Origin of the sequence: Nocardia sp. NPDC058244, from assembly GCF_042882065.1 — a bacterium.
Taxonomy (GTDB): domain Bacteria; phylum Actinomycetota; class Actinomycetes; order Mycobacteriales; family Mycobacteriaceae; genus Nocardia.
In genome coordinates this window covers 479,316-506,228 of record NZ_JBHVWX010000003.1, presented here as the reverse complement: position 1 = coordinate 506,228, position 26,913 = coordinate 479,316, and the positions used below count along the sequence as shown (strand labels likewise).

The 26,913-nt window shown below is 70.8% G+C and carries 28 protein-coding genes; 9 read left to right on the top strand and 19 right to left on the bottom strand.

Features of this window, described 5'->3' with window-relative positions:
* The first annotated feature begins 105 nt into the window (after window positions 1–105).
* On the top strand, window positions 106–501 hold the full coding sequence (locus ACFVW6_RS12045; protein ID WP_378832098.1) for a RidA family protein: 396 nt from the start codon (window positions 106–108) through the stop codon (window positions 499–501).
* A gap of 75 nt (window positions 502–576) precedes the next feature.
* On the opposite strand, the gene ACFVW6_RS12040 is transcribed toward ACFVW6_RS12045, so the two are convergent.
* From ACFVW6_RS12040 to ACFVW6_RS12030, 3 genes are all read right to left on the bottom strand, one after another.
* A complete protein-coding gene (locus tag ACFVW6_RS12040; protein ID WP_378831734.1) occupies window positions 577–1,533 on the bottom strand; it encodes an Acg family FMN-binding oxidoreductase in 957 nt (318 codons plus the stop codon).
* Window positions 1,534–1,806: 273 nt separating this feature from the next.
* On the bottom strand, window positions 1,807–2,502 hold the full coding sequence (locus ACFVW6_RS12035) for a DUF2993 domain-containing protein (RefSeq protein ID WP_378831732.1): 696 nt from the start codon (window positions 2,500–2,502) through the stop codon (window positions 1,807–1,809).
* An 83-nt stretch (window positions 2,503–2,585) separates the two neighbouring features.
* Window positions 2,586–2,846, bottom strand: coding sequence for a hypothetical protein (locus tag ACFVW6_RS12030; protein ID WP_378831729.1), 261 nt, complete (start codon window positions 2,844–2,846; stop codon window positions 2,586–2,588).
* A 184-nt stretch (window positions 2,847–3,030) separates the two neighbouring features.
* On the opposite strand from ACFVW6_RS12030, the gene ACFVW6_RS12025 reads away from it, so the two are divergent.
* Together ACFVW6_RS12025 and ACFVW6_RS12020 are read left to right on the top strand one after the other, a co-directional pair.
* On the top strand, window positions 3,031–3,921 hold the full coding sequence (locus tag ACFVW6_RS12025; protein WP_378831727.1) for an SDR family NAD(P)-dependent oxidoreductase: 891 nt from the start codon (window positions 3,031–3,033) through the stop codon (window positions 3,919–3,921).
* Window positions 3,921–4,682, top strand: a complete 762-nt coding sequence (locus ACFVW6_RS12020; protein ID WP_355282512.1) for a glucose 1-dehydrogenase — start codon at window positions 3,921–3,923, stop codon at window positions 4,680–4,682. Before ACFVW6_RS12025 ends, ACFVW6_RS12020 begins: the two co-directional genes overlap by 1 nt.
* Before the next feature lie 6 nt (window positions 4,683–4,688).
* On the opposite strand, the gene ACFVW6_RS12015 is transcribed toward ACFVW6_RS12020, so the two are convergent.
* From ACFVW6_RS12015 to ACFVW6_RS12000, 4 genes are all read right to left on the bottom strand, one after another.
* A complete protein-coding gene (locus tag ACFVW6_RS12015) occupies window positions 4,689–5,399 on the bottom strand; it encodes a hypothetical protein (RefSeq protein ID WP_378831724.1) in 711 nt (236 codons plus the stop codon).
* Window positions 5,400–5,590: 191 nt separating this feature from the next.
* Window positions 5,591–7,246, bottom strand: coding sequence for an AMP-binding protein (locus ACFVW6_RS12010; protein WP_378831721.1), 1,656 nt, complete (start codon window positions 7,244–7,246; stop codon window positions 5,591–5,593).
* Complete coding sequence (locus ACFVW6_RS12005) at window positions 7,243–7,797, bottom strand: nuclear transport factor 2 family protein (protein WP_355282520.1); 555 nt, start codon at window positions 7,795–7,797, stop codon at window positions 7,243–7,245. The genes ACFVW6_RS12010 and ACFVW6_RS12005 overlap by 4 nt, the downstream gene beginning before the upstream one ends.
* An 82-nt stretch (window positions 7,798–7,879) precedes the next feature.
* Window positions 7,880–9,046 (bottom strand): PucR family transcriptional regulator, encoded by a 1,167-nt coding sequence (locus ACFVW6_RS12000; RefSeq protein ID WP_378831719.1) that lies wholly within the window; start codon window positions 9,044–9,046, stop codon window positions 7,880–7,882.
* Window positions 9,047–9,205: 159 nt separating this feature from the next.
* Here ACFVW6_RS12000 and ACFVW6_RS11995 point away from each other — a divergent pair, with 159 nt between their 5' ends.
* Both ACFVW6_RS11995 and ACFVW6_RS11990 read left to right on the top strand, forming a co-directional pair.
* Complete coding sequence (locus ACFVW6_RS11995; RefSeq protein ID WP_378831717.1) at window positions 9,206–9,967, top strand: class I SAM-dependent methyltransferase; 762 nt, start codon at window positions 9,206–9,208, stop codon at window positions 9,965–9,967.
* 218 nt (window positions 9,968–10,185) lie between these two features.
* Window positions 10,186–12,246 (top strand): AMP-binding protein, encoded by a 2,061-nt coding sequence (locus ACFVW6_RS11990; protein ID WP_378831714.1) that lies wholly within the window; start codon window positions 10,186–10,188, stop codon window positions 12,244–12,246.
* Between the two features lie 25 nt (window positions 12,247–12,271).
* On the opposite strand, the gene ACFVW6_RS11985 is transcribed toward ACFVW6_RS11990, so the two are convergent.
* Window positions 12,272–12,928, bottom strand: coding sequence for a TetR/AcrR family transcriptional regulator (locus ACFVW6_RS11985; RefSeq protein ID WP_378831712.1), 657 nt, complete (start codon window positions 12,926–12,928; stop codon window positions 12,272–12,274).
* Window positions 12,929–13,029: 101 nt separating this feature from the next.
* Between ACFVW6_RS11985 and ACFVW6_RS11980 the strand changes: the two genes are divergently transcribed.
* Window positions 13,030–14,826: an FAD-dependent oxidoreductase gene (locus ACFVW6_RS11980; protein ID WP_378831710.1), complete on the top strand. Its 1,797-nt coding sequence runs from the start codon at window positions 13,030–13,032 to the stop codon at window positions 14,824–14,826.
* A gap of 24 nt (window positions 14,827–14,850) precedes the next feature.
* Here the strand turns inward: ACFVW6_RS11980 and ACFVW6_RS11975 are convergent, their stop codons facing one another.
* On the bottom strand, window positions 14,851–15,201 hold the full coding sequence (locus tag ACFVW6_RS11975; protein WP_378831707.1) for an Lsr2 family protein: 351 nt from the start codon (window positions 15,199–15,201) through the stop codon (window positions 14,851–14,853).
* 129 nt (window positions 15,202–15,330) lie between these two features.
* The gene (locus ACFVW6_RS11970; protein ID WP_378831705.1) at window positions 15,331–16,512 is read right to left on the bottom strand and encodes an MFS transporter; all 1,182 of its coding nucleotides are present in this window, start codon (window positions 16,510–16,512) and stop codon (window positions 15,331–15,333) included.
* A 153-nt stretch (window positions 16,513–16,665) separates the two neighbouring features.
* Here ACFVW6_RS11970 and ACFVW6_RS11965 point away from each other — a divergent pair, with 153 nt between their 5' ends.
* Both ACFVW6_RS11965 and ACFVW6_RS11960 read left to right on the top strand, forming a co-directional pair.
* Window positions 16,666–17,007: a hypothetical protein gene (locus ACFVW6_RS11965; RefSeq protein WP_378831703.1), complete on the top strand. Its 342-nt coding sequence runs from the start codon at window positions 16,666–16,668 to the stop codon at window positions 17,005–17,007.
* A 231-nt stretch (window positions 17,008–17,238) separates the two neighbouring features.
* The gene (locus ACFVW6_RS11960) at window positions 17,239–18,273 is read left to right on the top strand and encodes a cytochrome P450 (protein WP_378831700.1); all 1,035 of its coding nucleotides are present in this window, start codon (window positions 17,239–17,241) and stop codon (window positions 18,271–18,273) included.
* A 39-nt stretch (window positions 18,274–18,312) separates the two neighbouring features.
* On the opposite strand, the gene ACFVW6_RS11955 is transcribed toward ACFVW6_RS11960, so the two are convergent.
* From ACFVW6_RS11955 to ACFVW6_RS11935, 5 genes are all read right to left on the bottom strand, one after another.
* On the bottom strand, window positions 18,313–19,590 hold the full coding sequence (locus tag ACFVW6_RS11955; protein ID WP_378831698.1) for a hypothetical protein: 1,278 nt from the start codon (window positions 19,588–19,590) through the stop codon (window positions 18,313–18,315).
* A complete protein-coding gene (locus ACFVW6_RS11950) occupies window positions 19,590–20,105 on the bottom strand; it encodes an AAA family ATPase (RefSeq protein ID WP_378831695.1) in 516 nt (171 codons plus the stop codon). Before ACFVW6_RS11950 ends, ACFVW6_RS11955 begins: the two co-directional genes overlap by 1 nt.
* Before the next feature lie 29 nt (window positions 20,106–20,134).
* Window positions 20,135–20,680: a dihydrofolate reductase family protein gene (locus ACFVW6_RS11945; protein WP_378831693.1), complete on the bottom strand. Its 546-nt coding sequence runs from the start codon at window positions 20,678–20,680 to the stop codon at window positions 20,135–20,137.
* A gap of 90 nt (window positions 20,681–20,770) precedes the next feature.
* Window positions 20,771–21,448: a response regulator gene (locus ACFVW6_RS11940; RefSeq protein WP_378831690.1), complete on the bottom strand. Its 678-nt coding sequence runs from the start codon at window positions 21,446–21,448 to the stop codon at window positions 20,771–20,773.
* Window positions 21,445–22,668 (bottom strand): sensor histidine kinase, encoded by a 1,224-nt coding sequence (locus ACFVW6_RS11935; RefSeq protein ID WP_378831688.1) that lies wholly within the window; start codon window positions 22,666–22,668, stop codon window positions 21,445–21,447. The genes ACFVW6_RS11940 and ACFVW6_RS11935 overlap by 4 nt, the downstream gene beginning before the upstream one ends.
* 163 nt (window positions 22,669–22,831) lie before the next feature.
* On the opposite strand from ACFVW6_RS11935, the gene ACFVW6_RS11930 reads away from it, so the two are divergent.
* On the top strand, window positions 22,832–23,977 hold the full coding sequence (locus ACFVW6_RS11930; protein WP_378831685.1) for a lipase family protein: 1,146 nt from the start codon (window positions 22,832–22,834) through the stop codon (window positions 23,975–23,977).
* Window positions 23,978–23,995: 18 nt separating this feature from the next.
* On the opposite strand, the gene ACFVW6_RS11925 is transcribed toward ACFVW6_RS11930, so the two are convergent.
* From ACFVW6_RS11925 to ACFVW6_RS11910, 4 genes are all read right to left on the bottom strand, one after another.
* Entirely contained in the window at window positions 23,996–25,036 is a 1,041-nt protein-coding gene (locus ACFVW6_RS11925) for an oxygenase MpaB family protein (RefSeq protein ID WP_378831682.1), read from the bottom strand.
* A 110-nt stretch (window positions 25,037–25,146) separates the two neighbouring features.
* Window positions 25,147–25,686: a nitroreductase family protein gene (locus tag ACFVW6_RS11920; protein ID WP_378831679.1), complete on the bottom strand. Its 540-nt coding sequence runs from the start codon at window positions 25,684–25,686 to the stop codon at window positions 25,147–25,149.
* 41 nt (window positions 25,687–25,727) lie between these two features.
* Window positions 25,728–26,159, bottom strand: coding sequence for a MarR family transcriptional regulator (locus ACFVW6_RS11915; RefSeq protein WP_355282570.1), 432 nt, complete (start codon window positions 26,157–26,159; stop codon window positions 25,728–25,730).
* Window positions 26,160–26,293: 134 nt separating this feature from the next.
* Complete coding sequence (locus ACFVW6_RS11910) at window positions 26,294–26,899, bottom strand: TetR/AcrR family transcriptional regulator (protein WP_378831677.1); 606 nt, start codon at window positions 26,897–26,899, stop codon at window positions 26,294–26,296.
* Window positions 26,900–26,913 lie beyond the last annotated feature (14 nt).

Genomic DNA, 26,913 nt, shown 5'->3' with positions numbered 1-26,913 from the left:
AACTCTACCGAATACACGACAGAGGATGTCGTGATTACTTGCGAGGGTTGTCCCACGGCGTCGCGGACGCCGGACTACGACGAATCGAATGGAGCTGAAGTGGGACTGGAACGAACCGCGGTCAACCCGGTGACCTGGTCGGTGGCGATGGGATTCAACCAGGGCGAACTCGTCACCGGGCACACGCGCACCCTGTACTGCTCCGGGCAGACCGCGATGAGCGGCGACGGGACGCCCCGGCACGGGGGGGACCTGGCCGCGCAGCTGGCCCTGAGCCTGGACAACCTGGAGGCCGTGCTCGCCGAGGCGGACATGTCGCTGGCCAATCTCGTCCGGCTCAACGTCTACACCACCGACGTGGACCTGCTGTTCCAGCACTACGGCGTGCTGGCGGCCCGGCTGGGCGCGGCGGCGGTGGCACCGGCGACCACCATGCTCGGCGTGAGCCGGCTGGCGATTCCCGGGCAGCTGGTCGAGCTCGAGGGGACCGCCGTCGACTGAGGCGTTCCGGCGCACCCGCGCGGCACGGTGGTGCGGGTGCGCCGCGGAAGATGAACCGGGAGTGGAACTTTCGCGTCAGGCGACGCGGCGCGTCGGGGGTTCGAGCACATCGGCCAGCGGACGGCGCGGGCTCGCGGAGACCGGGGGAGCGGTGTGGTGCAGGCGGCCGACGCGGACCACCACTTGGGGATGCGCGCAGTCGTGCAGCAAGGAGTGCCGGATCGCGTCGCGGAGTTCGGGGATGCCCAGCGGTTCGGATTGGATGCAGGTCGCCAAGCCCAGGCTGGTGGCCCCGAGCAGCAGGGCGCTGGTCGCCTCACCCGCCCGCAGGCGGGCGCGGCGGTCGTCGGCCGCGGTGCAGATCACGACCCAGCTGGCGTGGTCGGCGCCGTCGCCGGGATCGTCGAGACCGGGGTCGCGGAAGGCGCGGAGCGGGAGGGGGTCGTCGTGCCTCGGCAGCACCGTCGTGTGCGACGGCACGCCGTCCCCGTGATCGGCGCGCCCGCTCCAGGTCGCGAGTTCGCGCAGATACGCGGCGTCGGCGCGGTGCCGCGCCGCCGCGGCCCGCATCGGCTCGGCGAGCAGGGGCAACAGCTGTTCCGGGATATTCCGGGCGACCGCGCCGAATTCGACAACGGTCGAGGACAGCGCGCGCAAGGCGCCCGCGGGCAACGGCAACGGCGCGAATCGGCGCCGCTCGGATTTCCGGAGCAGAATCGCGGCCGCGAGCTGGATATCGGTATCCGACGGCGGCCTCGGCGAGACGGTGACGGTGGCCAGATGATTCGGGTCGTCCGGGTCGGGCAGGAATTCGGGAATCGCCGACCAACCGGTGACCGCGAGCGCCACACGCAAATGATGGAGGGCGGCGCCGCAACTGACGACCATGGCCTGTCCATCGGGATCTTCCACCGGCAATTGCCGCGCGGGATCGCTGTACAGCTCGACCCGTCCGTCGCCGACCTGCCAGCGCCACGGCTGCGTGTTGTGCACCGACGGCGCCTTCACCGCGAGTTCCAGTGCGGCGGTCATCGTATCCACATCGAATAGCAACGGTGTCATTTCACGATCCCTCCTGACGGGATTGCGGCACGCGCTTCTCTTCCGGTCTTCCCACTGTGGAAGACGCGCCGCAATCGACCATAAGTCGGTCTTCCGAATTAAGCGAATTCATATCGTTTCAAATACCCCGCATATCGGTCCGGCGCGCCCGGCCGTCGATCGAGCTGACCGGGGGTACAGCGGCGCGAGCTATCGGTTCCGTAACGAAAACAATGCGCGGGGTATTTTCGCCGATCGCATCGCTCAGGGGAGGTCGGTGAAATGGACGTCGTGGGCGACGGCGGTGGCATGCAGGCCGTCGGGGGCGGGGCGGATGGCGGTGAGGCGGGCGCCGAGGGGCAGTTCCTGGAGGGGAACGACGAAGGTGAGGGGGCCGCGGAGCAGCGACAGCGGGACGGTCGGGCCGCCGAGGGCGGACTGGACCGAGACGGGGGTGACCTCGATGCCCGCGTCGGTGGGGGCGACGGTCACGAAGACGGTCGCGGGGACCGAGAGGCCGGCGACCGGGAAGGTGCCGGTGACGCGCAGTCCCTCGGGACTGTCGGAGATCGACTCCACGCCCGAGGGCGCGAAGGTCCGCACGACGTCGTAGGGAACCACGGCCGTCGCGGTCGCCGTGGCGGCGACGAGGTTCGCGGTGCGGTTACCCACGATGTCGGCGAGCGGCGCGGAGACGTCGGTGAGCACGACATCGAGATCGCGGACGGAGATGTTCTCGCCACTCCAGTCGCCGACCCGGATGTCGATGTCGCGGTAGATGCCGTCGATGGCCTGGGTCAGGAACGGGACGCCGCCGATCTCGACGTCCGGTGGCTGCGCGAGGTCGTACCGGGCGGCGACGGCGCGGCCGATCTCGTTCTGCGCCAACACGACTGCGACGCGATCGCCGACGACGAGTCCGATCACCCCGACGACGATCAGTATCAGCACTGCGCGCATACGCTCACCCTCTCGGCCATCCCACCATCATGCTGTGGATCGTGGCCGCGTGCGGGCAGGGCGACACCGAAAGGCGGGAACCGCTACGTCGCGCGGACGGTCACCACGGTCTCGGCGCTGGGGAATTCGATCACCCGGAGCCGCCCGTTGACGAGATCGATCGTGTCGGCGATCACCCGTCCGGCGTGCTGGGCGCCACCGGCGAAGCTCGTGCTGATCACCCGGAAGCTGCGTCGCGGCGTGAGGACCACATCACCGGATTGCAGCAGTCCGGCCGAGGTGGCGGCACCCGGGCACTGCTCGATCGTGGTCTTGCGGCCCCGGCCGCCGAGCAAACCAAACACTGTGTTTCTCCCGTGGTGTCCGTCGCGGAAGCCGCGTCCCGTCGCGGGAATCGCGAGCGGGTATCGGAGACTTCTTACCCACCGGCCGCACCCAGGAAACCCCAGGCAATCGGACCCGACGCCGTTCCCGATGAGCGGGAAGGGGCGCAGGCAGCCGCGCGGACCCGGTCCTACGGTGAGCGACATGACCGCGACACCCCATCCCGACGACCCGGCGAACACGCCGGGCGTGCCCCCGATCGCCCTGGTGACCGGCGCCAGCCGGGGCGTCGGCAAAGGCATCGCGCTGGCACTCGGTGCCGCGGGATGGACCGTGTATCTGACCGGCCGGGGCAGCGCCGGTGACGGCGGGCCGCTGGAGGTGGCGGCCGCCGAGGTGAGCGCCCGCGGTGGCACCGGCATCGCCGTGCACTGCGATCACCGCGACGACCCGCAGATCGCCGCCGTCTTCGCCCGGATCGCGGCCGAACAGGACGGGCTCGACCTGCTGGTCAACAACGTCTGGGCCAATCCCGACGGCTTCGCCGGTTTCAGCGAACCGTTCTGGCGGCGACCGGTCGGCGACTGGGACTCGCTGATCGGCGTCGGCCTGCGCGCGCACTACGTCGCCTCGGTCGAGGCGGCGCGGCTCATGGTCGCTCGCGGCCGCGGCGTCATCGCCAACATCTCCTCCTTCGGTACCCGCGGCTACCTGCACTCGGTGCTGTACGGGATGTCGAAGGCGGGCCTGGACAAGATGGCCGCCGATATGGCGGTGGAACTGCGCGGTACCGGTGTCAGCACGCTGTCGCTGTGGCCGGGGATCGTGCGCACCGAGCAGGTACTGGCCCTGGGTGTCGAGGACATCGAGGGCTTCCCGATCGCGGGCGCGGAGACGCCCGAATTCGTCGGACGGGTCGTGCTGGCGCTGGCGACCGACCCCGCGATCGGCGACCGCAGCGGCGCCACGGTGATCACCGCCGAGGCGGCGCTCGACTACGGCATCACCGACATCGACGGTGGACAGCCGGTCTCGCATCGCGCGGCCTTCGGCGGCGGCGCGGTCTTCGGCATCCGAGAAGAAAAGGAACTGTGATGGATCTTTCGGGCAAGGTAGTGCTGGTCACCGGTGGTGCGCGCGGTCTGGGCGCGGCCTTCGCGCAGGGCATCGTCGCCGCGGGCGGCAGTGTCGTGATCGGCGACCTGCTGGACGACGACGGCGCCGCCGTCGCGGCGGAGCTGGGCGAGCGCGCCCGCTTCGTGCACCTCGACGTCACCGACCCGGCCGCGTGGCAGACCGCGGTCGACACCGCGATCGAGGCGTTCGGCTCGCTGACCGGCCTGGTCAACAACGCCGGGGTGACCGCCACGGGCGTCCCGCTGGTCGAGGAGCCGCTGGAGACCTTCCAGCGGGTGATCCAGGTGAACCTGGTCTCGGTCAACATGGGCATCCACGCGGTCGTGCCCGCACTGCGGGCGGCCGGCGGCGGTTCCATCGTCAACATCTCCTCGGCCGCCGGACTCGTCGGCCTGGCGCACACGGGCGCCTACGGCGCGGCCAAGTGGGGCGTGCGCGGGCTGACCAAGGTGGCCGCGATCGAGCTCGCGAGCGACCGGATCCGGGTGAACTCGGTGCACCCCGGCATGGTGCTCACCCCGATGACCGCGCCGACCGGCATCGTCCTCGCCGACGGCGCCTTCCCGAACGCGCCGCTGGGCCGGGTCGGTCGCCCCGAGGAACTGGCCGGTGCCGTCACCTACCTGCTCAGCGACGCCGCCTCGTACACGACCGGCGCCGAGCTGGCCGTCGACGGCGGCTGGACCGCCGGTCCGCCGGTCGTGCGCGTCGAGGCCTGACCCGACTCAGGGCCGAGCAGGCTTGCGGCACAGCAACATCTGGTGGGCGCCCGCCTGGAACTCGTAGTCGACATCGACGATCCGCCCTTCGATCCCGTGCTCGCGCAGATCCGCGAGCAGCCGGTCGAGGTCGCGGTAGCGTTCGTCCGCTCCGATCGGAACCAGCGGGAAGATCCGCGCCTCGGTGCCCACCCGGAGCAGTTCGCGGACCGCGGCGAGATGGAACGCGTAGTCGAGGTCGGCGGCGTAGCTGAACAGCAGATGCGAGCTGAGCACGAGGTCGAAGGCGTTGTCGCCGAACGGCAGACCGGGCAGTGCGCCTGCGACGTAGCGGTCCGGTTCGGTCCGGCTGTGCGCGGCGAACAGCTCGGCCGCGCGCTGCCGGACCGTGAGGTGTTCGCCCGGGCCGGCGAAGTACGTGAACCGGAACTGCTCCGGATGGGCGCGAACGTAGTCGTTGCCGCGCACGACCTCGCCCGCCGCGGTGGCGGCGACCTCGGCGGTGCCGCCGTTCGCGTAGGCGAGGTCGCAGGCCGTCACGTCGCCGCCGAGGCCCCGGACCGCGGCGGTGAACCCGGCCGCGCCGCCGGGACAGTCCAGCAGGCGGCGGCGCAGGTCCGCGTCGGTGAGGGCGAACATCGCCCGGTACTCACCCAGTGCGCGGGAGCTGACCAGGAAGCCGCCGAACGGCTGGTTGCTGGTGTGGTCGGAAGTCATTGCCGGTACCCCGTTCTCGTCGGGGCCGCCGACCGGCGCGGACCGCGAGTCCGACGCGAGGACGGGATGCGGCCGCTCCGGGGGCGGCCGCACGCACAGTCGATGATGGCCGCTACCGCGGCCACCACCCCTGCGCTGTCATCGTCACCTCGCCATTGAATCACAGCGGGCCAGTGATTTACCGCGGGCGATCACAGCATGCGCTGCCTGCCGTGCGCAGCGAATTCCGATTCCAGGTCACGTCGGTCCGCGTCGGTCATGCGGCGGTACCGCGGTCGGCCGCGACCCGCCCACCGGTGCACCGGCTCCTGTGTCCGCCAGGCCTGCTCCTGGAGTTCGCGCTTGAGGATCTTGTTCGACCCGGTCACCGGCAGATTCGCCGAGACCCGCACGAATCGGGGCATGCCCTTGCTGCCGAGATCGTCCTGGGCGCAGAGGAACTCGGTGAACTCGTCGAGATCGAAGCCGTCCGGATCGGCGACTTCGACGGCGGCCATGACCTGATCGCCCGAGCGGGGATCGGGCACCCCGAACACCGCGGCGGCGATGACGGCGGGGTGCCTGCGCAGCACCTGCTCGATCAGCAGCGTCGAGGTGTTCTCGCCGTCGACCCGCAACCAATCACCTTTGCGCCCCGCGAAATACAGGAATCCGTCGGTGTCGAGGTAGCCGAGGTCGCCGGTCCAGTACCAGCCGTTGCGAATCCGGTCGGCGTCGGCGACCTCGTTCTTGTAGTAGCCCTCGAAGACGAGCGCGCCCGCCTTGTCGATCATCTCCCCGATCGCCTCGTCGGGATTGCGGACCCGGCCGTACTCGTCGAGCTCGGCCCGCGCGCACTCGCGCAGGGTTTCCGGATCCACCACCGCGACACCGGGATGCGCGGGCCTGCCTAGCGCAGCGGGCGGTGCGGCGGGATCCAGTGCGGCCAGGCTCGGCCCCTCACTGGAGCCGTAGCCCTCGTGCAGTGCCGCGCCGAAGCGGCGCCGGAACTCGTCCTGGTCGGCGACCGACGCCTCGGTCCCGAAGCCGCGGACCAGCGGATTGTCCGCATCCTGCGCGGTTTCGGGGGTGGCGAGCAGGTAGCCCAGAGCCTTGCCGACGTAGGTGAAGAAGGTCGCGCCGAAGTACCGCACGTCCGGAAGGAATTGCGAGGCCGAGAATTTCGGCGTCAGGCACACCGTCGCGCCGACCGACAGCGCGGGCGCCCACAGTGCCATGATGGCATTGCCGTGGAACAGCGGCATACAGCAGTAGTCCACGTCGTCGCGGATGTGCCCGAACTTCGCCGCCGCCGCGGCGGCGATCACCGCGAGGCGGCGCTGGGTGCACCGCACCGCCTTGGAGGTTCCGGTGGTGCCGGAGGTGAACAGCAACAGCAGCAGATCCGCGGGTCCACCCACCGCTGTCGGCTCGACCCGATGGGCATCGACGCGGGCGGCGTAGTCGGGGCTGTCGACCAGCAGGAACCGGTCCTCGGTCAGGTCCAGATCCAGCCGCCGCAGCCGCGCCATCCCCGCCGCGTCGGTGACGATCAGCTGGCAGTCGACATACCGGATGTCCTCGGCCAGTTGCGCGTCGCCGCGGGTGGGATTGAGCCCGGCGACCGTCGCGCCCGCCAGCGCCGCCGCGCCCAGCCAGAAGACGAAATCGGGCACATTGTCGAGCAGCACGCCGAGGTGGAACGGGCCGTCGCGGCGCAGGCTCCGGGCCAGTTCCGCGCGCGCGGCCGACTCGTGGACGACCGCGTCCCAGGTCCAGTCGGTCTCGCGGGTGCGCAGACCGAGGCGCTGATCGCCGAGCCGGTCGAGCAGCATGGTCGCGATGTCCGCGTGGTTCCCGTTCGTCATCGCACGCCCGGGTGGACGAGGTCGATGTACTCCTGCGGCAATTCGTCGAAGGTCAGTTTGCGGATCTCGGACGGGCCGGAGTGGTACGAGTCCTCGCCCTCGATGCGGCCCTCGGCATCGATCGGCCACAGCAGCAGCTGGCGGAACACGATCAGGTAGTCGGCGTCGGGATCGTCGACGGGGATGCCGATCTGGAGGGCGTAGGAGCCCGGGTAGATCTGCTTCAGGAAGCCCTCGGTCACCACGCAGTCGTCGTCGACGACGAGCCGGTCCAGCTCGTACTCGAGGACATTGCTGCGACTGGCGACGAAGTCGGAGTAGTAGGTGTGCACGGTCTCACGCCCCTTCGGACCGATATCCCGGCCCGCGTTCCAGAAGTGGTAGGCGGGTTCGGGCACCAGGGTCCGCATGAGCCCGTCCAGGTCGGGGGCGGCCTCGGCCTTCATGTGCTCGATGACGATGCCGAGCACCTGGCGATGCCGTTCGTTCGTGGTGACGGCCAGGCGCTGCTCCAGCGGCGCCCAGGTGCTGGTCGGATCGATGACCGCCATGGCGGGACTCCTTCTCGTTCACCGGGTTTCCCCGGTTGCCTCATCGGTGCCCGCCGATCATCGCGCGCCGGAGTGATCCAGATCACCCGACACCTGTCGCGGGATGGTCCATCTCGGACCGACGCGCGTCGGATCCGTCGGGCGACAGCTCGGCCGCGGACAGGGCGATCCGCCGCATCATCAGCGCCAGCGTGGCCATGAACCGGTCGAGCGATTCGCCGACGTCCCAGCCCATCGCCGCCTCGACCTGCGCGATCCGCGCGGCGACCGTGCTGTGGTGCAGGTGCAGTTCGTCCGCGGTGCGGCGCAGCGAACCGAACAGGCAGAACGCCTCGAGCGTGTCGACGGCCAGCGCACCGGCCTCGGTCGCGGCGAACTCGTCGAGCCGCATCACATCCGGTGCGCCGAGCAGCTTCGGCACCGGAAGTTCGCCGAGCAGCGCGAGTGAACCGAGCCGTTCGAAGGCGATCACCCGGCGGCCGTGCCAGGTCGAGGACGCGAATCGCAGCGCCCGGCGCGCCTGCTCCCACGAGGTGGCCGCCGCCAGCGCGGGCAGCCGTTCGCCCATCCCCACCCAGGGCCCGTCGGCGCCCCGGCGCGAGGCCGGAAATGCTTGGACGACAGCGGCATTCAGTACATCGGACAGTTCCCGGCAGGTGCTGCCGTCCTGGAGGAGGACGGCGGTGACGGTGCCGAGGATCGTCGAGCGGACCACCGGGACGCGCGCACCGATGATGCGCACCGCGTCCGCCGCGCCCGGACCGGAGATCGCGAGCAGGCACAGCGGCCGCGCCGGGTCGACGCCGAGCAGCCGCATCGCGCGCACCCGGTCGGCCCGCCGCTGTTCCTCCGAGAGCACCACCTCGAGCAGGGCCGGATCGGCGAGCCCGGTCGGCCCGGCGGCGCCCCGGCGCGAGGTCACCCGCAGGCAGTGCCGCATCCGGGCCACCAGCACCGCGTCGAGCGGGCGGGCGTCCCCGGCCCGCTCCAGCCACACCACCGGGTCCACACCGAACGCCGCGGGCGGCGGTGCGGCGGCGGCCAGCAGTCGCCCCGCCGCGTCGTACCGGATCGTGGTCCCCGACGGCCACCGCGCACCCGCCGGACACTCGGCCAGCACCGCGGCCGCCCGGATCACGGTGTCGGCATTGGCGTCGGACTCGGCGAACCCGTCGAAATACTCGACCACCCGCAGCAGATCGTCGGCGAACTCCGCCGCACCCGGCGGCTCGGGATCGATCGCACCCATTCGGCACCTCCACTGGCGGGGACGTCTCGACCAGAGTGTCAGCAGCATGCCGCCGCGCCGCCGAATTTCCCCCGCCCCGTCCCGCTGGGTGGCACGATCCGAACCCTCCGCGGCTCGCCGCACCGATCGATCCACCGGCCGGTGGGGCAAGATCATGGTGTGCACCCGACCTTCGACGACTTGGTGACGGAGGCCGCGGCCGTGTCGGTGGACGGCTGGGACTTCACCTGGCTGGACGGGCGTGCCACCGAGGAGCGGCCGCCGTGGGGATACCAGGGGTTGATCGGGGAGCGGCTCGGGGCCGCCGCGGCGGGGCTGGACCTGCAGACCGGCGGCGGTGAGGTGCTGGCCGGGGTGCCGCGACTGCCCCCGGTCATGGCGGCGACGGAGGCGTGGCCACCGAATGTCGCCGTCGCGACCGCGTTGCTGCGTCCTCGGGGCGTGGTGGTCGTCGCCGACGACGGCGAGCCGCCGCTGCCGTTCGCGGACGGGGCCTTCGATCTGGTGGTCAGCCGTCATCCCGTCACCGTGCACTGGGCCGAGATCGCCCGGGTCCTCGAACCCGGCGGTGCCTATCTCGCTCAGCATGTCGGACCGGCCAGTGTGTTCGAGCTCTGCGAGTTCTTCCTCGGTCCGCAACCTCGGGACGTGCGCGAGCGGCGGCACCCGGATACCGCCCGCGCGCAGGCCGAAGCCGCGGGTCTCGAGGTGACCGACCTGCGGTCGGCGCGACTGCGGATGGAGTTCGGTGACATCGGCGCGGTGATCTACTTCCTGCGCAAGGTCATCTGGATCGTTCCCGGGTTCACCGTGGAGCGCTACCTGGATCGGCTGCGGGAACTCCACGAACAGATCCGCGCCGACGGCCCGTTCGTCGCCCATTCGACGCGCTTTCTCATCGAGGCCAGCAAGCCGCGCTGACCGGTCGGTCCGGCCGGAAAGTTTGGTTCTTCTCACGATGGCGACCGGTCTCGTTTCGTTCGGTCGCCAGAATCCGGAGATCTTTCGTTCGCCCACGGCGGGCCGCGCCACCATGGGTTCTGGTGCAGTGCCTGCCGACCGGGCACCGCCGTGGCACGGGGGCCGCGGTGACGAGGCACTTCCCGGCAGTGTGGCCGGGCCTGCGGAAGCGCGAACGAATGCCGAGTGACGTCGTCGATGTGGCCGTGGACTTCGCCGTCCCGCGCCGGCCGCTGTGGGATGTGCTGCTGGAACCGCAGAGCTACCCGCGCCTGTGGACCGGGATCGGCGGGTGCGAGCGGATACTGCACCCCGACGGCGGCACCGTCTGGCAGGTCCGGGTCGGCGACGCCGCCCTCGGGGTCCGGACGGTGGGCCTGGCGCTGACGATCGGGCGCTGGTACGAGAGCTTCGAACTGCACAATCCGGAGACCGGCAGCTTCGCCATGGTCCGGCTCACCGGCGCCGACGACCGCACCTCGGTGAGTGTCACCGTCTTCGCGGCGCCCCGCCTGCATCCGGCGCTGCGCGGCGCGACCAACGCCACGATCGTCAACTGGGTCAAGGACGGCCTGCGCCGGGCGGTCGACCTGGTCCGCGGAGCACGGACGTCGGTGGTGGCCAACGGCGACCGGGCCCCGATCCGGCGCCGATCCGAAATCGCGCGGTGGTGGGTGAACTCGGGCCTGGTCGCACCGCCGCTGACCTCGGCCCGGCAGCTGCGCTCGCTGTACCGGTGGGGATTCAATCTGGCGGGCGGGTACGCCGCCGGCGCCGCGCACAGCCCCGACCAGCTCGCCCTGCTCGACGACGGCAGTACCGCGACCTTCGCCGAGACCGACAAGCGCACCACAGCGCTGGCCGGCGCGATGTACGAGGTCGGCCTGCGGGCGGGCGACGCGGTCGGCCTGCTGGCCGGAAACCATTGCGGCATGGTCGAAACCATGGTCGCCGCGGGCAAGCTCGGCGTCGACGTGGCACTGCTCAACGCCGGCCTGTCCGGACGGCGCATCGAGGAGATCGTGCAGCGGCACCGCCTCTCCGCGCTGTTCGTCGACACCGACCTGGCGCACCTCGTGCAGTACCTGCACCGCGATCTGCCCCGCTTCTGCACCGACGACCGGCCGGTGCGCCCGGATCAGACCACCATCGAGGACCTGATCGCGTTGCGCCGCACCAAGTTCCCGGTGCCGACCGTGCCCGGCAGGCAGATCGTGCTCACCTCGGGCACCAGCGGCACCCCCAAGGGCGCCCGCCGGCCGCACGCGAAGGGCTTCGACACCCTCGTCGCGCTGCTGTCCCGGATTCCGATCCACGTCGGCAGCACGATGATGATCCCCGCGCCGCTGTTCCACACCTGGGGACTGTCCGCGCTGCAACTGAGCACCGCCGTGCGCGCCACCGTGGTGCTGTCCCAGGGTTTCGACGCCGAGGACTGCCTGCGCCGCATCGCCGAACACCGGGTCCAGACCCTCATCGCGGTGCCGACCATGGTGCAGCGCCTGGTCGACCTCCCGGAGACGGTGCGCACCCGCTACGACCTGAGCAGCCTGCGGCACGTGATCAGCTGCGGCGCTCCGCTGGCGGCGATCACGGTCGACCGCTTCCTGGCCGACTACGGCGACGTGCTCTACAACCTCTACGGGTCGACCGAGGTCTCCTGGGCCAGTGTGGCCGGACCCGAGGAGCTGCGGGCCGCCCCCACCACCGCGGGCCGCCCGCCGCTGGGCACCCGCATCGCCGTCCTCGACCCCGAGCGCGTGCCGGTGCCGGTCGGCATGATCGGGCGGATCTTCGTCGGCAACCACATGCTGTTCGACGGCTATGTCAGCGATGCGCCGCCGGAGGAGTCCGACGGCATGCTGGACACCGGTGACCTGGGCTATCTCGACGCCGAGGGCCGACTGTTCGTGGCCGGGCGCGACGACGAGATGATCATCTCCGGTGGCGAGAACGTCTTCCCCCGCCCGGTCGAGGAGGCGCTGTCGTATCTGCCGCAGGTCACCGATGTCGCGGTGGTGGGCGTGCCGGATCGCGAGTTCGGTCAGCGGCTGGCCGCCTTCCTGGTCAAACATGAGGGCTCGGGACTCGACTCGGACATGGTCCGCACCTACGTGCGCAATCGCCTGAGCCGCTTCTCCGTACCGCGCGATGTCACCTTCCTCAACGCGTTGCCGCGAGGCGAGACCGGCAAGGTGCTCAAGCGGCTGCTGGTCGATCCGGAGGGGCTGGCGGGCTGATCCCGGTCGCCGGAGCCGACCGTGCTCAGCCCGCGGTGCCGGGCACGGCGATCCGTCCGCTGTAGATCGCCCGCAGCGACGTGGCGGCGAATGCGGCGCAGTAGTCGATCAGGTCGGCGATCGGCACGTCCAGCCGTCCGCTGTGCTTCTCGACGATGACGCGCTCCAGCGTTCCGACCACCGAGAGCGCGAAGATGTCCATCACCTCCGCGGGCGGGTGCTCCTCGGGCCTGGCGCTGGTGCCGGTGGCCGCGACCAGCCGGGCGAATCGCCAGAGTGCCTCGCGCATCCGGTCTTCGGCACCCGCGCCCGCCGGTTCGACGAAGACGATCCGGAGCTTGCGCGGATCGCGATCCAGGGCGGTGAGGTAGGTGCCGATGCCCGCGCGCAGCTTGCCGGTGCCCCGGGCAGGCGTCGCTTCGACGGCCGCCGCCACCGACCGGTACAGCTCGTCGATGACGCCGTCGAAGACCGCGGCGAACAATTCCCTGGTGCCGGTGAAGGATTCGTAGAAGTAGCGGTCGGTGAGCCCGGCCTCGCGACACAGGTCTTTGACGCCCGTCGCGGCGTAGCCGTCGGTGCCGAACAGCGCGAGCCCGGCATCGAGCAGCTTCGCCCGCCGGGCGGCGGCCCGTTCCTCGGCGCCCAGGCCGCCGTAGGTGCGGCCGGGCCGGGTGCTCACCGCGTCACCGTGATCGTCATGTCGGCATTGTCTCCCATCCGCGCCGACTCTGTGTCAGCATGTGACGATCGCGATCGTCAGATTGAGAACGGGGTCGATCAATGGCAGCTCGACAGCAGGACCACCTGGTCAGCCGACGGACCGTGCTGCGCGGTGCGGCCGCGGTGGCCGCGAGCGCGGGGCTGGCCGCCGGGCCCGCGCAGGGGAGTCCACGGAGGCGAAACAGTCCGGCGGGCACGACCGTCGCGATCTTCGGCGCGGGTATCGGCGGTTTGACCGCTGCCCACGAACTGGCCGAACGCGGCTTCGCGGTGACGGTCTTCGATCGCAAGGAACTCGGCGGGAAGTCACGCACGATCCCGATGGCGGGCACCGGGGCCGGGGGCCGGGCGGCACTGCCGGGCGAACACGGCGCGCGCGGATTCACCTCCTTCTACCACCACGTGCACGACACCATGCGCCGCATCCCGGTGCCAGGCACGCGGAAGACCGTGTACGACAACCTGATCCCGTTCTCGGTCACCGACCCGCGCTACCCCCGCGCCGGCAACCTGCCCGACGGCTTCCCGCTGATGTTCGGCTTCTACTTCGATCCGGCCGAAGCGCTCACCCCGATGGGGCTGCAACGGATCCTGACCGAGGTGTTCATGAAGAACAATCTCGTCCCGCTGCCCGAGGCCATCCACATGGCCGGGCGGGTGGTCACCTATCTGACCTCGAGCGAGGAACGGCGCTTCGGGCAGTGGGAGCACGTCAGCTGGTGGGATTTCATCGGCGCGGGCAGCCGATCCGCGCAATTCCAGGCGCTCGCCGCGACCGGCCTGACCCGGGCGCTGGTGGCGGCCAAGGAATACGTGGCCAGCACCCGCACGATGGGCAACATGATGGAGGGCTTCTTCCTCGCGCTGCTGCGGGAGCTCACCGGCGGGCCGAAGGTCTACGAGGTGCTCAACGGCCCGACCAACGAGGCCTGGCTGGATCCGTGGATCACGCTGCTCGAGGGCATGGGTGTGCGATTCCGGCCGGGGGAGGCGCTTGAGGAATTCGTGGTCGCGGACGGACGCATCGCCGGTGCCCGGATCCGGGGTGCGCACGGGAGCGCCGCGCGGGTCGAGGCCGACTGGTACGTGTGCGCCGTGCCGACCGACCGGGCCCGCGCGCTCTGGACACCGGAACTGCGGGACCTGGATCCGGCGCTGGGCCGGATGGACGCGCTGAACCTGGACTGGATGAACGGCCTGCAGATGTTCGTCAGCGAGCAGCTCGATCTCGGCCGGGGCTACAACATCTACCTCGACGCGCCGTGGCGGCTGACCTCCTACACCCAGCGCGCGTTCTGGGACGTCGACTATCCCGCCGTCTACGGTGACGGCTCCGTCGCCGACGGTCTCACCATCGACATCGCCGACTGGGACACCCCGGGCATCCTGTTCGGCAAGCCCGCGAAATACTGCACCCACCAGGAGATCTACCAGGAGACCTGGGCCCAGCTGACCGCCGCTCTCAACGACGACGGCCGGATCCTGCTGCCCGACGGCATCGTCCGCGAGTGGATGATCGACCCCGGCATCGTCTGGAACGGCAGCGAGAACACCAACGACGAACCGCTGCTGGTGAACACGATCGGCTCCTGGGACAACCGGCCGACCGCGCGGACCCGCGTCCCCAACCTGTTCCTGGCCGCCGACTACGTGCAGACCAACTTCGACCTGGCCACCATGGAGGGCGCCAACGAAGCGGGCCGCACCGCCGCGAACGCCCTGCTCGCCGCCGCCGGCTCGGCGGCGACACCGGCGCAGCTGTTCACCCGGGAGTCGATTCCGGCGTTCGAGCCGTTGCGGGTGGCCGACGCCGCCCGTTTCCGCGCGGGTCAGCCGAACCTGTTCGACCTCGGGTGATCGGCACAGCCGCGGGTCGTGTCGCTAGGCGGTCGCCTCTTCGTACGCGGCGATGATGTCGGCCGCGATCCGGCCGCGCGCCGAGACCGGGTGACCGTTGTTGCTGGCCCAGGTCCTGATCGCGGTCAGATCGTTGCGTCGCGCCGGAGCGGCGGCCGAGGTGGCCGATTCGGACCGGCGACCGCTCCCTTTGATCCGTCCGGTGCGGCGAGCCGCGGGGATCCACTGTTCGAAGACATCGCGGAGTTTGGCCGCGTTCGTTTCCGACAGGTCGATCTCGTAGCTCGCACCGTCGATGCCGAACGATACGGTCTCGTCGGCGGCGGAGGCGCCGTCGAAATCGTCGACGAGGGTGACAACGACTTTGCGCGCCATGAGGATCCTGTTCGATGAGGGGCTGTTTCCTCAGTGATCGTAATGCGAGCCCGGTGATCGCTTCCGCCGCCCCACTCCCGGGGATATTTCGGGGTTACCCGTCGGTCGGTGGGAGCGCGGTGCGGTGGTCTACCGGCCGACGTCCTCGGGGCGAACCGCCAGCGCGACGGTGACGGCGAGCAGCCCGAGCACGGCCGCGGTCGGCGCCAGCGCGACCGCGCCGGCCAGGGCCAGCGCGCCGCCGCCGAGACCGGCGCCGAGCGCGACCGCGAGGTAGACCGCTGACCCGTTGAGGCCCATCGCGATCGGCGCGATCGCGGGGACGAGCGCGAAGAACCGGTGCTGCTGCGGCACGATCGAGATGCCGACGCTGATGCCGAGGCCGATCATGGCGACGACCGCGCCGAGGGTGGTCGTGCGGGCCGCCGCGAGCAGGACCGCGGCGGCGGCGACCCCGACCGCGCCGAAGGTGAGCGTGCACGGCGCGCCCCGCCGATGGATGAGTCGCGCGACGATCGTGGTGCCGATGACCTGCCCGCACCCGAAAGCCAGCATCGCCGCGACGACCAGCGTGCCGGAGACATCCAGGACCGTGGGCAGGTAGGCGATGAGGAGGAACGCGGGCACGATCACGGTCACGGTGCCGAGCAGGATCGCCCGCACCCGCGCGTCGGTCAGGATGCGCAGCCGGTCACCCAGCGACAGCCTCGGCGCGTGCGCGGGCCGGAGGAACGCCACCGCGCACCCCGCGATCACCGCGGGCACCACCAGGATCCACACCGCGGCGCGCCACCCCCAGGCATGCCCGGCCAGGATGCCGAACGGGAGTCCCGCGACCAGCGCGAGGGACCCGCCACCCGCGACGACGGCCAGTGCGCGGGCCCGATGCGCGTCGTCGCTCAGCAGACCCGCGGTGCTGAACGCGTTCGCCTGATACGCCGCCGCTCCGAGCGCCGCGACGACCCGCCCGGCCGCCACCGTCGCGAAGTTCGGCCCCGCGGCCTGCAACACCAGCCCGGCGACGAACACGACCATCCCGCCGACCAGCAGCACCCGGCGATCCCAGCTCCCGGTCAGCGCGGCGATCACCGGCGACCCGATCGCGTAGACGATCGCGAACAGCGCGGTCAGCTGCCCCGCCGTGCTGATCGAGACGCGCAGATCGACGGCGACCTCCGGAACCAGCCCGGCCAGCACATAGCCGTCCACCCCCAGGGTGAAGGTGCCGATGGCGAGCACGAGCAGATGCGCGAGGGTCAGATTCCGCGGCCCTGCCACCGACGGCGCGTCGAGCTCGGCCCTCGTACTCATCGCGGTCCCCACAGCATGGTCCTCAGTCTCGACGGTCGGCGCCGCAGCGGCGCCCCGACCCCACAGCTCCTATCGCTACCAAGCTTTCACCGATCCTCGCCCCGCACCGAGCGGTGCCCCGGTCGCCTCAGGCGGTTGGGGCATGATCGGCGGATGGAGTTCCAGCTCGCGATATCGGCCCGGCCCGACAGTCACCAGTTCGCCGTCTCGATCGAGCCGGAAGGGATGTACTACGAGTTCCCGAAGGAAGGCAAGGTCGTGCTGACGTTCCGCGGGCCCGACGCGATGCTGGCCGAACTGACCCACTACCCCGATGCGGTGATCGTCTGGCGCCCGCCGGATACCGAGGTCTGGGCCACCACCACGGACGGAACCCACGAACTGATCGGCGGGTTCAGCGGCAACCCCGCACCCGGTTTCGACACGGGGGGAAAGCCGTTGGACCAACCCCTGCGCGGCCTGATCGAACGCGTCTTCCACCACCGGGAGCCATGACAGGAATTCCGTCGCACCGAGGGTTGACTCGGCACGATAGCGGGCGCACCATCGGTGGGGTCGATGCTCCGGGGTGGGAAGAGGTTTGCCGTGAACGTAAGCGGGCAAGGGTTTTTCGATCAGCTCGACTGGTTCGACGAAGGTCATTGCGCGCGGTTGGACGGGGAGCTCGCGTGGGCGCGCGAGCACTGTCCGGTCGTGCACACCGGGTTCGGCGGTGGCATGCATGTAGTGACGCGGTACGAGGATCTCGTCACCGTGGCCGCGCATCCGAAGATCTTCAGCTCGGCCATGCCCGGCTTGACGACCGTGCCTGTGGCGTTGCCGCCGATCGACGTGGATCCGCCACTGCACCATGACTTCCGGGCGTTCCTGAACGGACCGTTCGCCAAGCCCGCGCTGCAACGGTACGAGCCGGTGGTGCGGCAGCTCGCCGACGACCTGATCGATCGGTTCGCCGAGCGTGGGGAGGTCGAGTTCGTAAGCGAGTTCGCGATCCCGTTCACCGCGGGCGCGCTGGCCAAGATCGTGCTCGACGACGACAACGAGGAGCGCCTGGCCCGCGCGGTCGACGCCGTCACCCAGGTGTCGGTGCAGAACACCCCCGAAAGTTTCGCCGCGGTGGCGGGATTGGCCGCCGAGCTGATGGCGGAGCGGGCAGCGGCGCCGCGCGAGGACCTGCTCCAGTCCATCGTCGACGCCACCGTAGAAGGCGGCCGTCCGCTCACCATGGAGGAACGGCTCGGGGTTGTCACCGTACTGCTGCTGGGCGGTCTCGACACCACCCGCGGCGCCCTGGCCTACATCGCCGAGTACCTCACCGCGGTCCCCGGCTTGGAGCAGCGCCTACGTGAACCCGACTGGGCGACGCGCGATCTCGACGAGATTCTGCGCTACACCTCGACCGTCAGCGTCATGGGACGGGTCGTCGCCGAGGACAACAACCTGCTGGGCATCCCCCTGGTCAAAGGCGACCGGATCGCCGTGCACTGGCGCTCCGCCAACCGCGACACCGTCCGCTTCGACAACCCCGAACACCTCGACTTCGACCGTAACCACAACCCCCACTTGGCCTTCGGCATCGGCATCCACCGCTGTGTCGGCCGCCACTTCGCCCGCATGCAACTCGACATCGGCATCACCCGCCTCCTGGACCGCCTCACCGGCTTCCGCCTGGCCCCCGGCACCGAGATCGAGCGCTCGGTCGGCATCAGCGTCGGCGCACCCCGCGAACTCCTCCTGACCTTCGACAGCGTGAAGCGCTGACACCCCCGCTCCGCATCGAGACCGGCGGGCGTGCGGTCGCTAGCCCGGCGTTGTCAGGCCCAGGAGCAGCGCCTCGAACTCGGCGGCGTACCGGTCGGCTCGTTCCTCCGACAGCGAGGTCGAGAAGTCGACGCCGAGCCTGCCCGCCCGGGTGTGGATCATGTGCACGGAGGTGCGCAGTAGTGGATGGTCGGTGTGCCCGGCGGCCGTCATCATGGCGACGAGCGGTGCCCAGTCGAACCGCAACGCGTAGCGCAGGTCGGTGATCGTCGTCTCCGGTGGCGTGGGAGTCGGTGCCAGCACGCCCAGGTTCGTCGTGATCGTGCGCGGCACCAGGGGCCGCGGCTGGTCGACGGTATCGGCCATGTGCAGGAACGATTGGTGCACAACACCCGCCGCCAAGTCCGCGGCCAACTGTCCCGTCACGACGGCGCCCACGTCGGCGGGATCCGAGCCCGGGTGTACGGCGACGACAGCGTTCGCCATTCCGAGGATGTTCGTGCCCGCCCAGACCGGCACCGGCGGGTTCAGTCGCGGCCGAATGTCCACGGGCGAAACGACATTGATGTCGATCGGCCGATCACCCTCGATCGGCAGGAACCGCCGGGTCGCGACGCCGGCCACACCGGCGACGAGGCTGTGCACCGTCTGACCTCGACGCCTGGCGGTGGCGAGCAGGGCCCTGGTGTCGGCCGCGCGCAGCCGCACCTGCCGCCAGCGCACGGGAGCCACCGCCCGGCCGCTCGGCAGATTTGTGGGAGTGGCGTGCGTCAACCGGCTCGGCGGGCCCGCGGTCCTGACGATGCCGCGTTCGCCGAGTAGTGCCTCGGGAGACAGAGGCACCGGATGCGGTCGGATCGCCGGTGTCCGCCCGGCGGCGAGTTCGGTGTAATACGACCACACCTCGTCGTGCCAGAACTGCACGAGCCTGCCGTCGGCGATCGCGTGATGGCACGCGAGAGCGACCCGAGCCGGGTCCGTGCCGACGGAGAGCCGCGCGACCGGACCGCCTGCGCCGAGCGTCGGGGACTCGTCATCGATCCGCCCGATCGGCGCTGCCGGCGGCCCGGCCGGGACCACAATCTCGAGACCGCGCAGTCCGGCGACGGATTCGTCGTCCCCGGCGGTGGGCACGAGCCGGGCGGTGAGCACGGGATGCGACAGGCACACCAGGTCCCACGCCGCCCGCAACATGTCGAGATCGAGCGGCCCGACCACCTCATCGGTGACCCGGATCGTCGCCGAGGTGACGGCGAAATACGACTCGAACGACGACAGCGGGCGGGCGAAGGCGCGGGTCGGGGACGTTTCCGGCATCACGACCCGAGACCACGCAACCAGCGACGGACGTCGCCGGCCGACGTCAGGTGCACCACGGTCAGTTCGGGAAACCGGGCGATCAGTTCTTCGGTGCGGACCCGACGGTCCTCGTAGCGGGCCCAGGCCCATCGAATGGGGTGGTCGTGATCCGGCCAGTGCCGGAACGATTCCCGATTGCCGTTCCACAACTCCCGGCCGGTGACGGCCCGGGTGAACGAGCGCCGCACGACCCGCGTCATCACCGTCCGCTTCGGCAGGTCCAGCCAGACGACGGTGTCGGCCCGCGTCCACAGCAGATCGCCCAGCCACCGCCGATACTGGTCTTCGGTCACCCAGCACGGCCCCGCCGTGAACTGCTCGACCTCGGCCTCGAATTCCGGTCGCTTCACCCAGCCCGGCCCGTGATGCAGCGCATCCAATTCCCGCCTGGGCAGGGCGAGCCGGTCGGCCAGCGCGCCCGCCAATGTCGTTTTCCCCGCCCCCGAGATTCCGGAGATCAGAATCCTCTGCACCGACTCACTTTATCGGTGCCGCGGCCTCGTCAGCGGGGAGCCAGCCGGTGCACGACGATGCCCGAGTCGAACCGGGTGGTGCCGAGCAGCTTCAGGTGTGTGGTGTCGGCCTTGCCGTCGAAGAGCCGGGTGCCCGCACCGGCGATGACGGGAAACACCCAGAAGTGGTACTCGTCGACGAGCGCGTTGTCGAGCAGGAGCTGGGAGAGCGCGCCGGTGCCGAACTTCAGGAGCGCACCGTCGGTCCGGGCCTTCACCTCGCGAACGGATTCGACGGTGTCGCCGGCGAGCAACTCGGCGTTCCAGGTCAGCTCCGACGGCCGCAGGGTGGTCGAGGCGACGTACTTGGGCAGGGCGTTGATGCGGTCGGTGTAGGGGTCGCCCGCCGGGCGCGTTGGCCAGACCTGGGCGAAACCCGAGTAGGTCTCGCGGCCGAGCAGCAGCGCGTCGGCGGCGGACAGCAACTCCGAGGCGTAGGCGGCGTGCTCGTCGTCCCAGTACGGCGCGCTCCACTCGTGCGGTGCGTCGACGCTGCCGTCGAGAGTGACGAAGGTGGATTCGATCAGCTTGCCCATTGTCTTCTCCTACATAGTGGTTCGTGCGATGTGAACACTGTGCCCGTGCGGGTTTACGGTTTCCTTACGCACGCGACGACGGCCCGTCGTTCACTCGTCGGGGGTCGTCAGGCCGGTCCGGAAGGCGATCACGACGAGCTGGGCGCGGTCGCGGGCACCCAGCTTGGACATCGCGCGGCCGACATGGGTGCGGGCGGTGGCGGGACTGAGGAACAGGGCCGCGCCGATCTCGTCGTTGCTCATTCCCCGGCCGACCAGGGCGAGGACCTCGCGTTCCCGGTCGGTGAGCACCGACAGCCGGTCCGCGGCCGACGCGGCCAGCCGGCGTTGTGCGGCGAACTGTCCGATCAGGCGGCGGGTGACCCGCGGCGCCAGCAGGGCGTCCCCGGCCGCGATCACCCGGATGGCATGCAGCAGTTCGGCCGGGCCCGCGTCTTTGAGCAGGAACCCGCTGGCCCCGGCCTGCAGGGCGTCGAAGACGTTCTCGTCGGTGTCGTAGGTCGTGAGGATCAGGACCTTGACGTGCTCGAGCCCGGGGGTGCCCGCGATGCGCGCGGTGGCCCGGATCCCGTCGAGCGTGGGCATGCGAATGTCCATCAGCACCACGTGCGGGCGGGCGGCCCTGGCGAGATCGCACGCTTCGACGCCGGTGGTGGCCTCGCCGACCACGCTGATGTCGTCCTCCAGGTCCAGCAGCACCTTGAACCCCGATCGGACGAGATGCTCGTCGTCGGCGAGGACGACCTTGATCGCGGGCGCCGGGCTCACCGGAGCGCTCCGACCCGAGCCAGCGGGAGCTGGGCGAGGACCTCGAATCCGCCGTGCGGCAACGGATTCGCGGTGAGATCTCCGCCGAGCAGGCGGCAACGTTCCCGCATGCCGGTGATGCCGCGACCGTCGCCGCCGCCGTCGGCGAGTTCCGGTGCGCGCGCCGCCTCGGCCGGTCCGGTGTCGGCCACCCGGACCCGGAGCCGGTCGGCACTCGACTCCAGGACCACGGTCACCGAGGTGCGCCCGACGTGGCGGATCACATTGGTGATCGACTCCTGCACGATCCGGTAGGCCGCGCTCTCGACCGCGCTCGGCAGCGGCGTCCGGGCGTCGGACCGTTCGACGGTGAGTTCGAGTCCGGCCTCGCGGGCCATGTCGAGAATGTCGTCGAGCTGCCCGAGCCCGGGGCTCGGTGCGCGGCGGTCGTCGCCGCGCAGCACGCCCAGGATCGCCCGCATCTCCCGCAGTGCTCGCGCGCTGGTCTGCTCGATGATCCGCAGCGTCTCGCGCGCCTGCTCCGGTCGCTTGTCGAGAATGTGCGCGGTGACACCGGACTGCACATTGATGATCGCGATGGCGTGGGCGACGGTGTCGTGGACTTCCCGCGCGATCCGGAGCCGTTCGGCGTCGACTCGCGCTCTGGCCTCCTCCTCGCGATGTCGCTCGGCCAGCTCGGCGCGTTGCTGGGCGTCGGCGGCGATGATCCGGCGGGAGCGCACCGACATCCCCAGCGTCATGCTGATCACCGTCGCGCCGATCCGGAAGAACACCCAGCCGATGGCCACGCTCGGCTCGGTGTCGGCGGCCGCCGCCAGCCAGCCCAGCGACAGCACCGCGATGCCCGCGCCGGCGATCACCACCGAGCGGCGACGGTCGCTGTGCGCGGTGAGGGTATAGGTGGCGACGAACAGCGCGAGGCAGGACAGGCGGTCGGGAAATCCGAGACCGAAGTACACCAGGCTGAGCACGCCGGTGATGCCGAAAACCAGCACCGGATAGCGGCGCCGGACGACGAGCACGCCGCCACCGAGGATCAGCAGCGCATAAGCGGCATGCCCGAAATCGGTGACGGGCCTGGCCACCGGCTCCGCCCCGAGCGCCGTCCCCGCGCTCTCCACCTGCATCCCGATGACGAACAACGCCAGCAGCAGATCCGTCAGCCACGGTGGCCTGCGGGCCGCCCACGCCCTCGCTCGCGGTACATCCCACCGTCGCATGTCGTGATCGTAGGGGACCGGTCGCCGCGTCCGCATGGGTGCGCGGGTGCGCTCCGCTACGCGGCTCGGCGTAGCCGAGCGGGCCGGGACTACGTCGATCGGCGTAGCGGCTCGATGCCGGCGCCGGACGCGAAAACCCCAGGCCGGGAGTGGAATCGGAGGCATGAAACGTATCGTCTCCGTCGGGGCGGCAGTGCTCGCTCTCACCTCCATGACCGCCGCCGGTCGCGCGTCGGCCCAGCCACCGGAACCCGGCAGTGTCGTCACCGCACGCGAACTGACCGGCGGCGAACTGATTCCCGGCGCGGCGCGCGGCTACCGCCTGCTCTACCGGACGACCGGACAGCACGGCGAACCCCAGGTCAGCGGCGCCACCGTCCTGGTGCCCGCGGGTGACCCGCCCGAGGGCGGCTGGCCCATGGTGTCCTGGGCGCACGGGACCAGCGGCATGACCTACGGGTGTGCCCCCAATCTCGATGGCGGGCAGGCCGACACGTTCGACGAGACACCGCAGATGTCCACCTACCTGGACCAGGGCTACGCCGTCGCGGCGACGGACTACATCGGGCTGGGCGGACCGGGGACCTACGAGTACCTCGCGTGGCGCGCGGCGGGCCACGCCCTCCTCGACGCCGTGCGCGCCGGCCACACCGTGGACCCGCGGCTGTCGCGGTCGTTCGTGGCTGCCGGACATTCCATCGGCGGCCAGGCCGCGCTCGCCGCGTCGCGGCTGTGGCCGGACTACGCCGCCGACCTGGACCTGCGTGGCACCGTCGCCTACGCGCCGACCAGCAATATCGGCGAGGCGATCGCGGCGCTCGCCCGTCCCGGCACACCGGCCCTGCCCGGCCTCGACGGACTCCATGCCCGGCTGGTCATGATCCTGGCCGGGCTCGATCACGCCCGCCCGGACATCGGGGTGGCCGACTATCTGACTCCGCACGGCAGGCATCTGCTCGATGTCGCCCGGGCCGGCGAGGACTGTCTGGGCGTGCTGGAGGCCGCGGTCGCGGGCCGACCGGTCGGCGCGTTGTTCGCCGCGCCGCTGGCCGATCCGCCGCTCATGACGGCGTTGGCGGACTATCTCGACCCGCCCACCGACGGGTTCCGGCGGCCGGTGCTGCTCCTGCAAGGTGACGCGGACCGGGTTCAGCCGATGCCGACCACGGTGCTGCTACAGGAGCAGCTCCGGTTCGCCGGGGCCGACAGCAGGCTCGTGCGCCATCCCTCGGCCGATCACTTCGCCATCCTGGTGGCCACCGCGGGCGAGACGCGATCGTTCGTCGCCGGGGTGCTTCCGGCGAGCTGACCGCGAGATCGAAGACTGTTACGCCGCAGCCGATTCCGCCGTCTCGGTGGTCGGCTGCCGTCGGCAGCGGCGGCGGGCACGCAGGACGTGTTCGGGGTCGCCCGCCGCCCGGTCGTAGACGAAGAACACCACCCTCGTGATCAGCCGTGCCGGTGCGTCCAGCCATCGGCGCGGCGTGATGCCGAGCTCGGTCGCCGCCCAGCCGGGCAGCATCCCCACGATCACCCGCAGCAGTATGTTGGCGCAGTACCAGATCGGGAAACGGGACAGGGCCGCCACCGTCGCGCCGACCGGCCTGCCGAAGCGGGCGAACAGCTCGCCCACCCGGCGGGCGCCGTCCCGGGCGACGGTGCCGTGCCACGACCCGACCTCGCGCAGGATCCAGGCCGCTTCCGCTCGCGCGGCGGCGCGGTCGGCGGCGGACTCGGCGAGCTCGCCGCGCACGGTGTGCCAGTACGCGTCGACGGCCGCGCGATCGCGGGGAACGGCTGTGCCGCCGAGCTTCTCACCGATCGGGGCGATGTCGGCCCAGTACCGGTCGACGTCGTCGGGTGCCAGCGCCCGTCCGCTGAGCTGCTGATAGCCGTCGAGGAACCCACCCCAGATGGTGACGTGCACCCAGGTGATCAGGTCCGGGTCGGCGGCGTTGTAGTCGCGTCCGTTGATCGTCCCCGAGACCGGCACGTGCATCCGGTTGACGACCTCGATCACCTGATCGGACACCGGACCGGCCGCATACGTGGTCGCGCGGACGAATCCCGCGGTCCGGGCCAGGCGGCCGAGCGGGTCGCGCTCCAGATCGGTGTGCTCGAGCGTGCCGCGCAGGACCACCGGATGCAGGCTGCCGATCAGCAGCCCGACCACCCCGCCCAGCAGCGCGGCGGGCTGGTGACCGAGCACCCGCCACGCCGGACTGTCCGGGCCGGTGTATCCCTGATCGCCCGCCGGTTCGTCGTAGGACTCCCACGGGAGATAGCCGGCGTCGAGGATGAGGACGGGCAATCCGTGGATCAGGGGGCGCGGGCTGTACCGGCCCCAGACCGGCTCGATCGAACTCATCGTTCCCCCTTCCCGCGCCGACCCCGGAGCTCTGAAGGGTCTGCGGGACAAGCTGTTCGGCAGTAGGGGACACCCTAGCGGCGGAAGCGATGCGCGACAACGCGACCGACTCACCGCCAGGGCGCCGCCCGCAGGTGGGCGATCTCGTGCCGGGTGCGCGCGGTCGCGGTGTCGGCGGCGCGGCCGACCGCGATCATCGACAGCACGGCCCAGCCCGGATTGGGGGCGAGATCGGCGGTGAGCCCGTCCCGGTCGAAGGCGCGGAATTGGTGGCAGGCCAGGCCGAGGACTTGGGCTTGCACGGTGAGGTGGGCGACGGCCTGGCCCAGGTCGTAGTCGGCGAATTCCGAATACGGCAGGTCGGAGTCGTCGACGAAGCGCCGGGCCAGCGTGACGATCAACAGCCCCGCGTCGGGCGCCCAGCGCGCCGAACTCGGTGCCAGAAACTGGAGGAGCCGCTTGTGCTCGACCTCGCCCGGCCGGGCCGGATAGAAGCTCCACGGCTGCGAGTTGCCCGCCGAGGGCGCCCACCGCGCCGCCTCGAGCAGCACGTCGAGGGTCTCGTCGTCGACGGTTCCCGCCGGGTCGAACGCGCGGGGGCTGTAGCGGCCGGCCAGGAGCGGATGCAGGCGGATCGGTTCGGAAGACACGCTCACTGCCAACCCGGGTCCGCCCGTTCCTATGCCCATCGTCACCGCGCGGCGATGCGCCCGATGATCTCGACCGCTCTGGCGAGCTGCGCGATCTCCTCGCCGGACAGCTCGGACAGTCGTTCGGTCATCCAGGATTCGGAGGCCCGGGATTCCTCGGCCAGCAGCGCCTGCCCGGTGGGGGACACCGACAGCAGCGTCTGCCTGCGATCGGTCGGGTGCGGTCGCCGATCGATCAGGTTGAGCTCGGTGAGCGACGCGATGGTCCGCGTCATCGAGGGATGGCGCACCTGTTCCCGGTCGGCCAGCGCACCGGCCGCCATCGCCCCTTCCCGGCCCAGGGTGGTCAGGGCCGAGAGCTGGGACAGCGAAATCTGAGGATCGGCGCGGTGGCCGCGCAGGCGGCGGGCGAGCCGCACGGTGGCCAGGGACAGGGCGCCGGCCAGATCAGGGGTTGTCGACAACGTGGACACGGATCCGAAACTACGAACCGGTCCCGGTGGTCAGCTGTCAGTGAGCTGAGAATTTCCCATGAACTCCCGAGCGCGGACCGGGTCGGTGCCGTCGAGATCGGTTGTCGCCCAGACCGGTCGACGGTGGCACCGGATCAGGGGAGGAGAGTGTCGAGCATCCGCATGAGCAGTTCCCGTACCTGCGGCCAGGGCGGATGGACGTCACCGAGGCCGGGAATCGAGGCGAGGGTCGAGGAACCGCGCACGGTGGACACGGCCACCGAGATGGCATCGGGAAAACCCGCCGCCCGCGCGTAGGTGGGCAGCGCCGCGGCCGCGATCGCGTGGATGGCCGCGAGTCCGGCCCGCGTGGAGGGCACCACCTGTTCCGCGATCTCGGGATCGGTCCTGGCCGCGTTGAGCAATTCGAGCACCGCCGGGCCGATCGGCAGGTTGTGCAGGTCCCACAGCCGGTCGAGCAGTTCCTCGGCGCGGTCGCGTTCGGTCTCGGCGCGTAGCGGCGTGGCCACGGCCTCGGCGGCCAGTTCGTCGACCATCCGCTGCAGTGCGGCGTCGACCAGGGCGTTCTTGGTCGGGAAGTAGTGCTGCTGGGCGCCCTGGCTCACGCCCGCCCGCTCGGCCACCCGGCGGGTGGTCAGCGCCGCGTACCCGCCGTCGGTCAGCACCTGGATCGTGGCGTCGAGCAGGGCGTCGACCGTCGCGGCCCGCCGCTGCGACTGGGTACGGGTCGGGTTCGGCACAGGCCGATCCTACC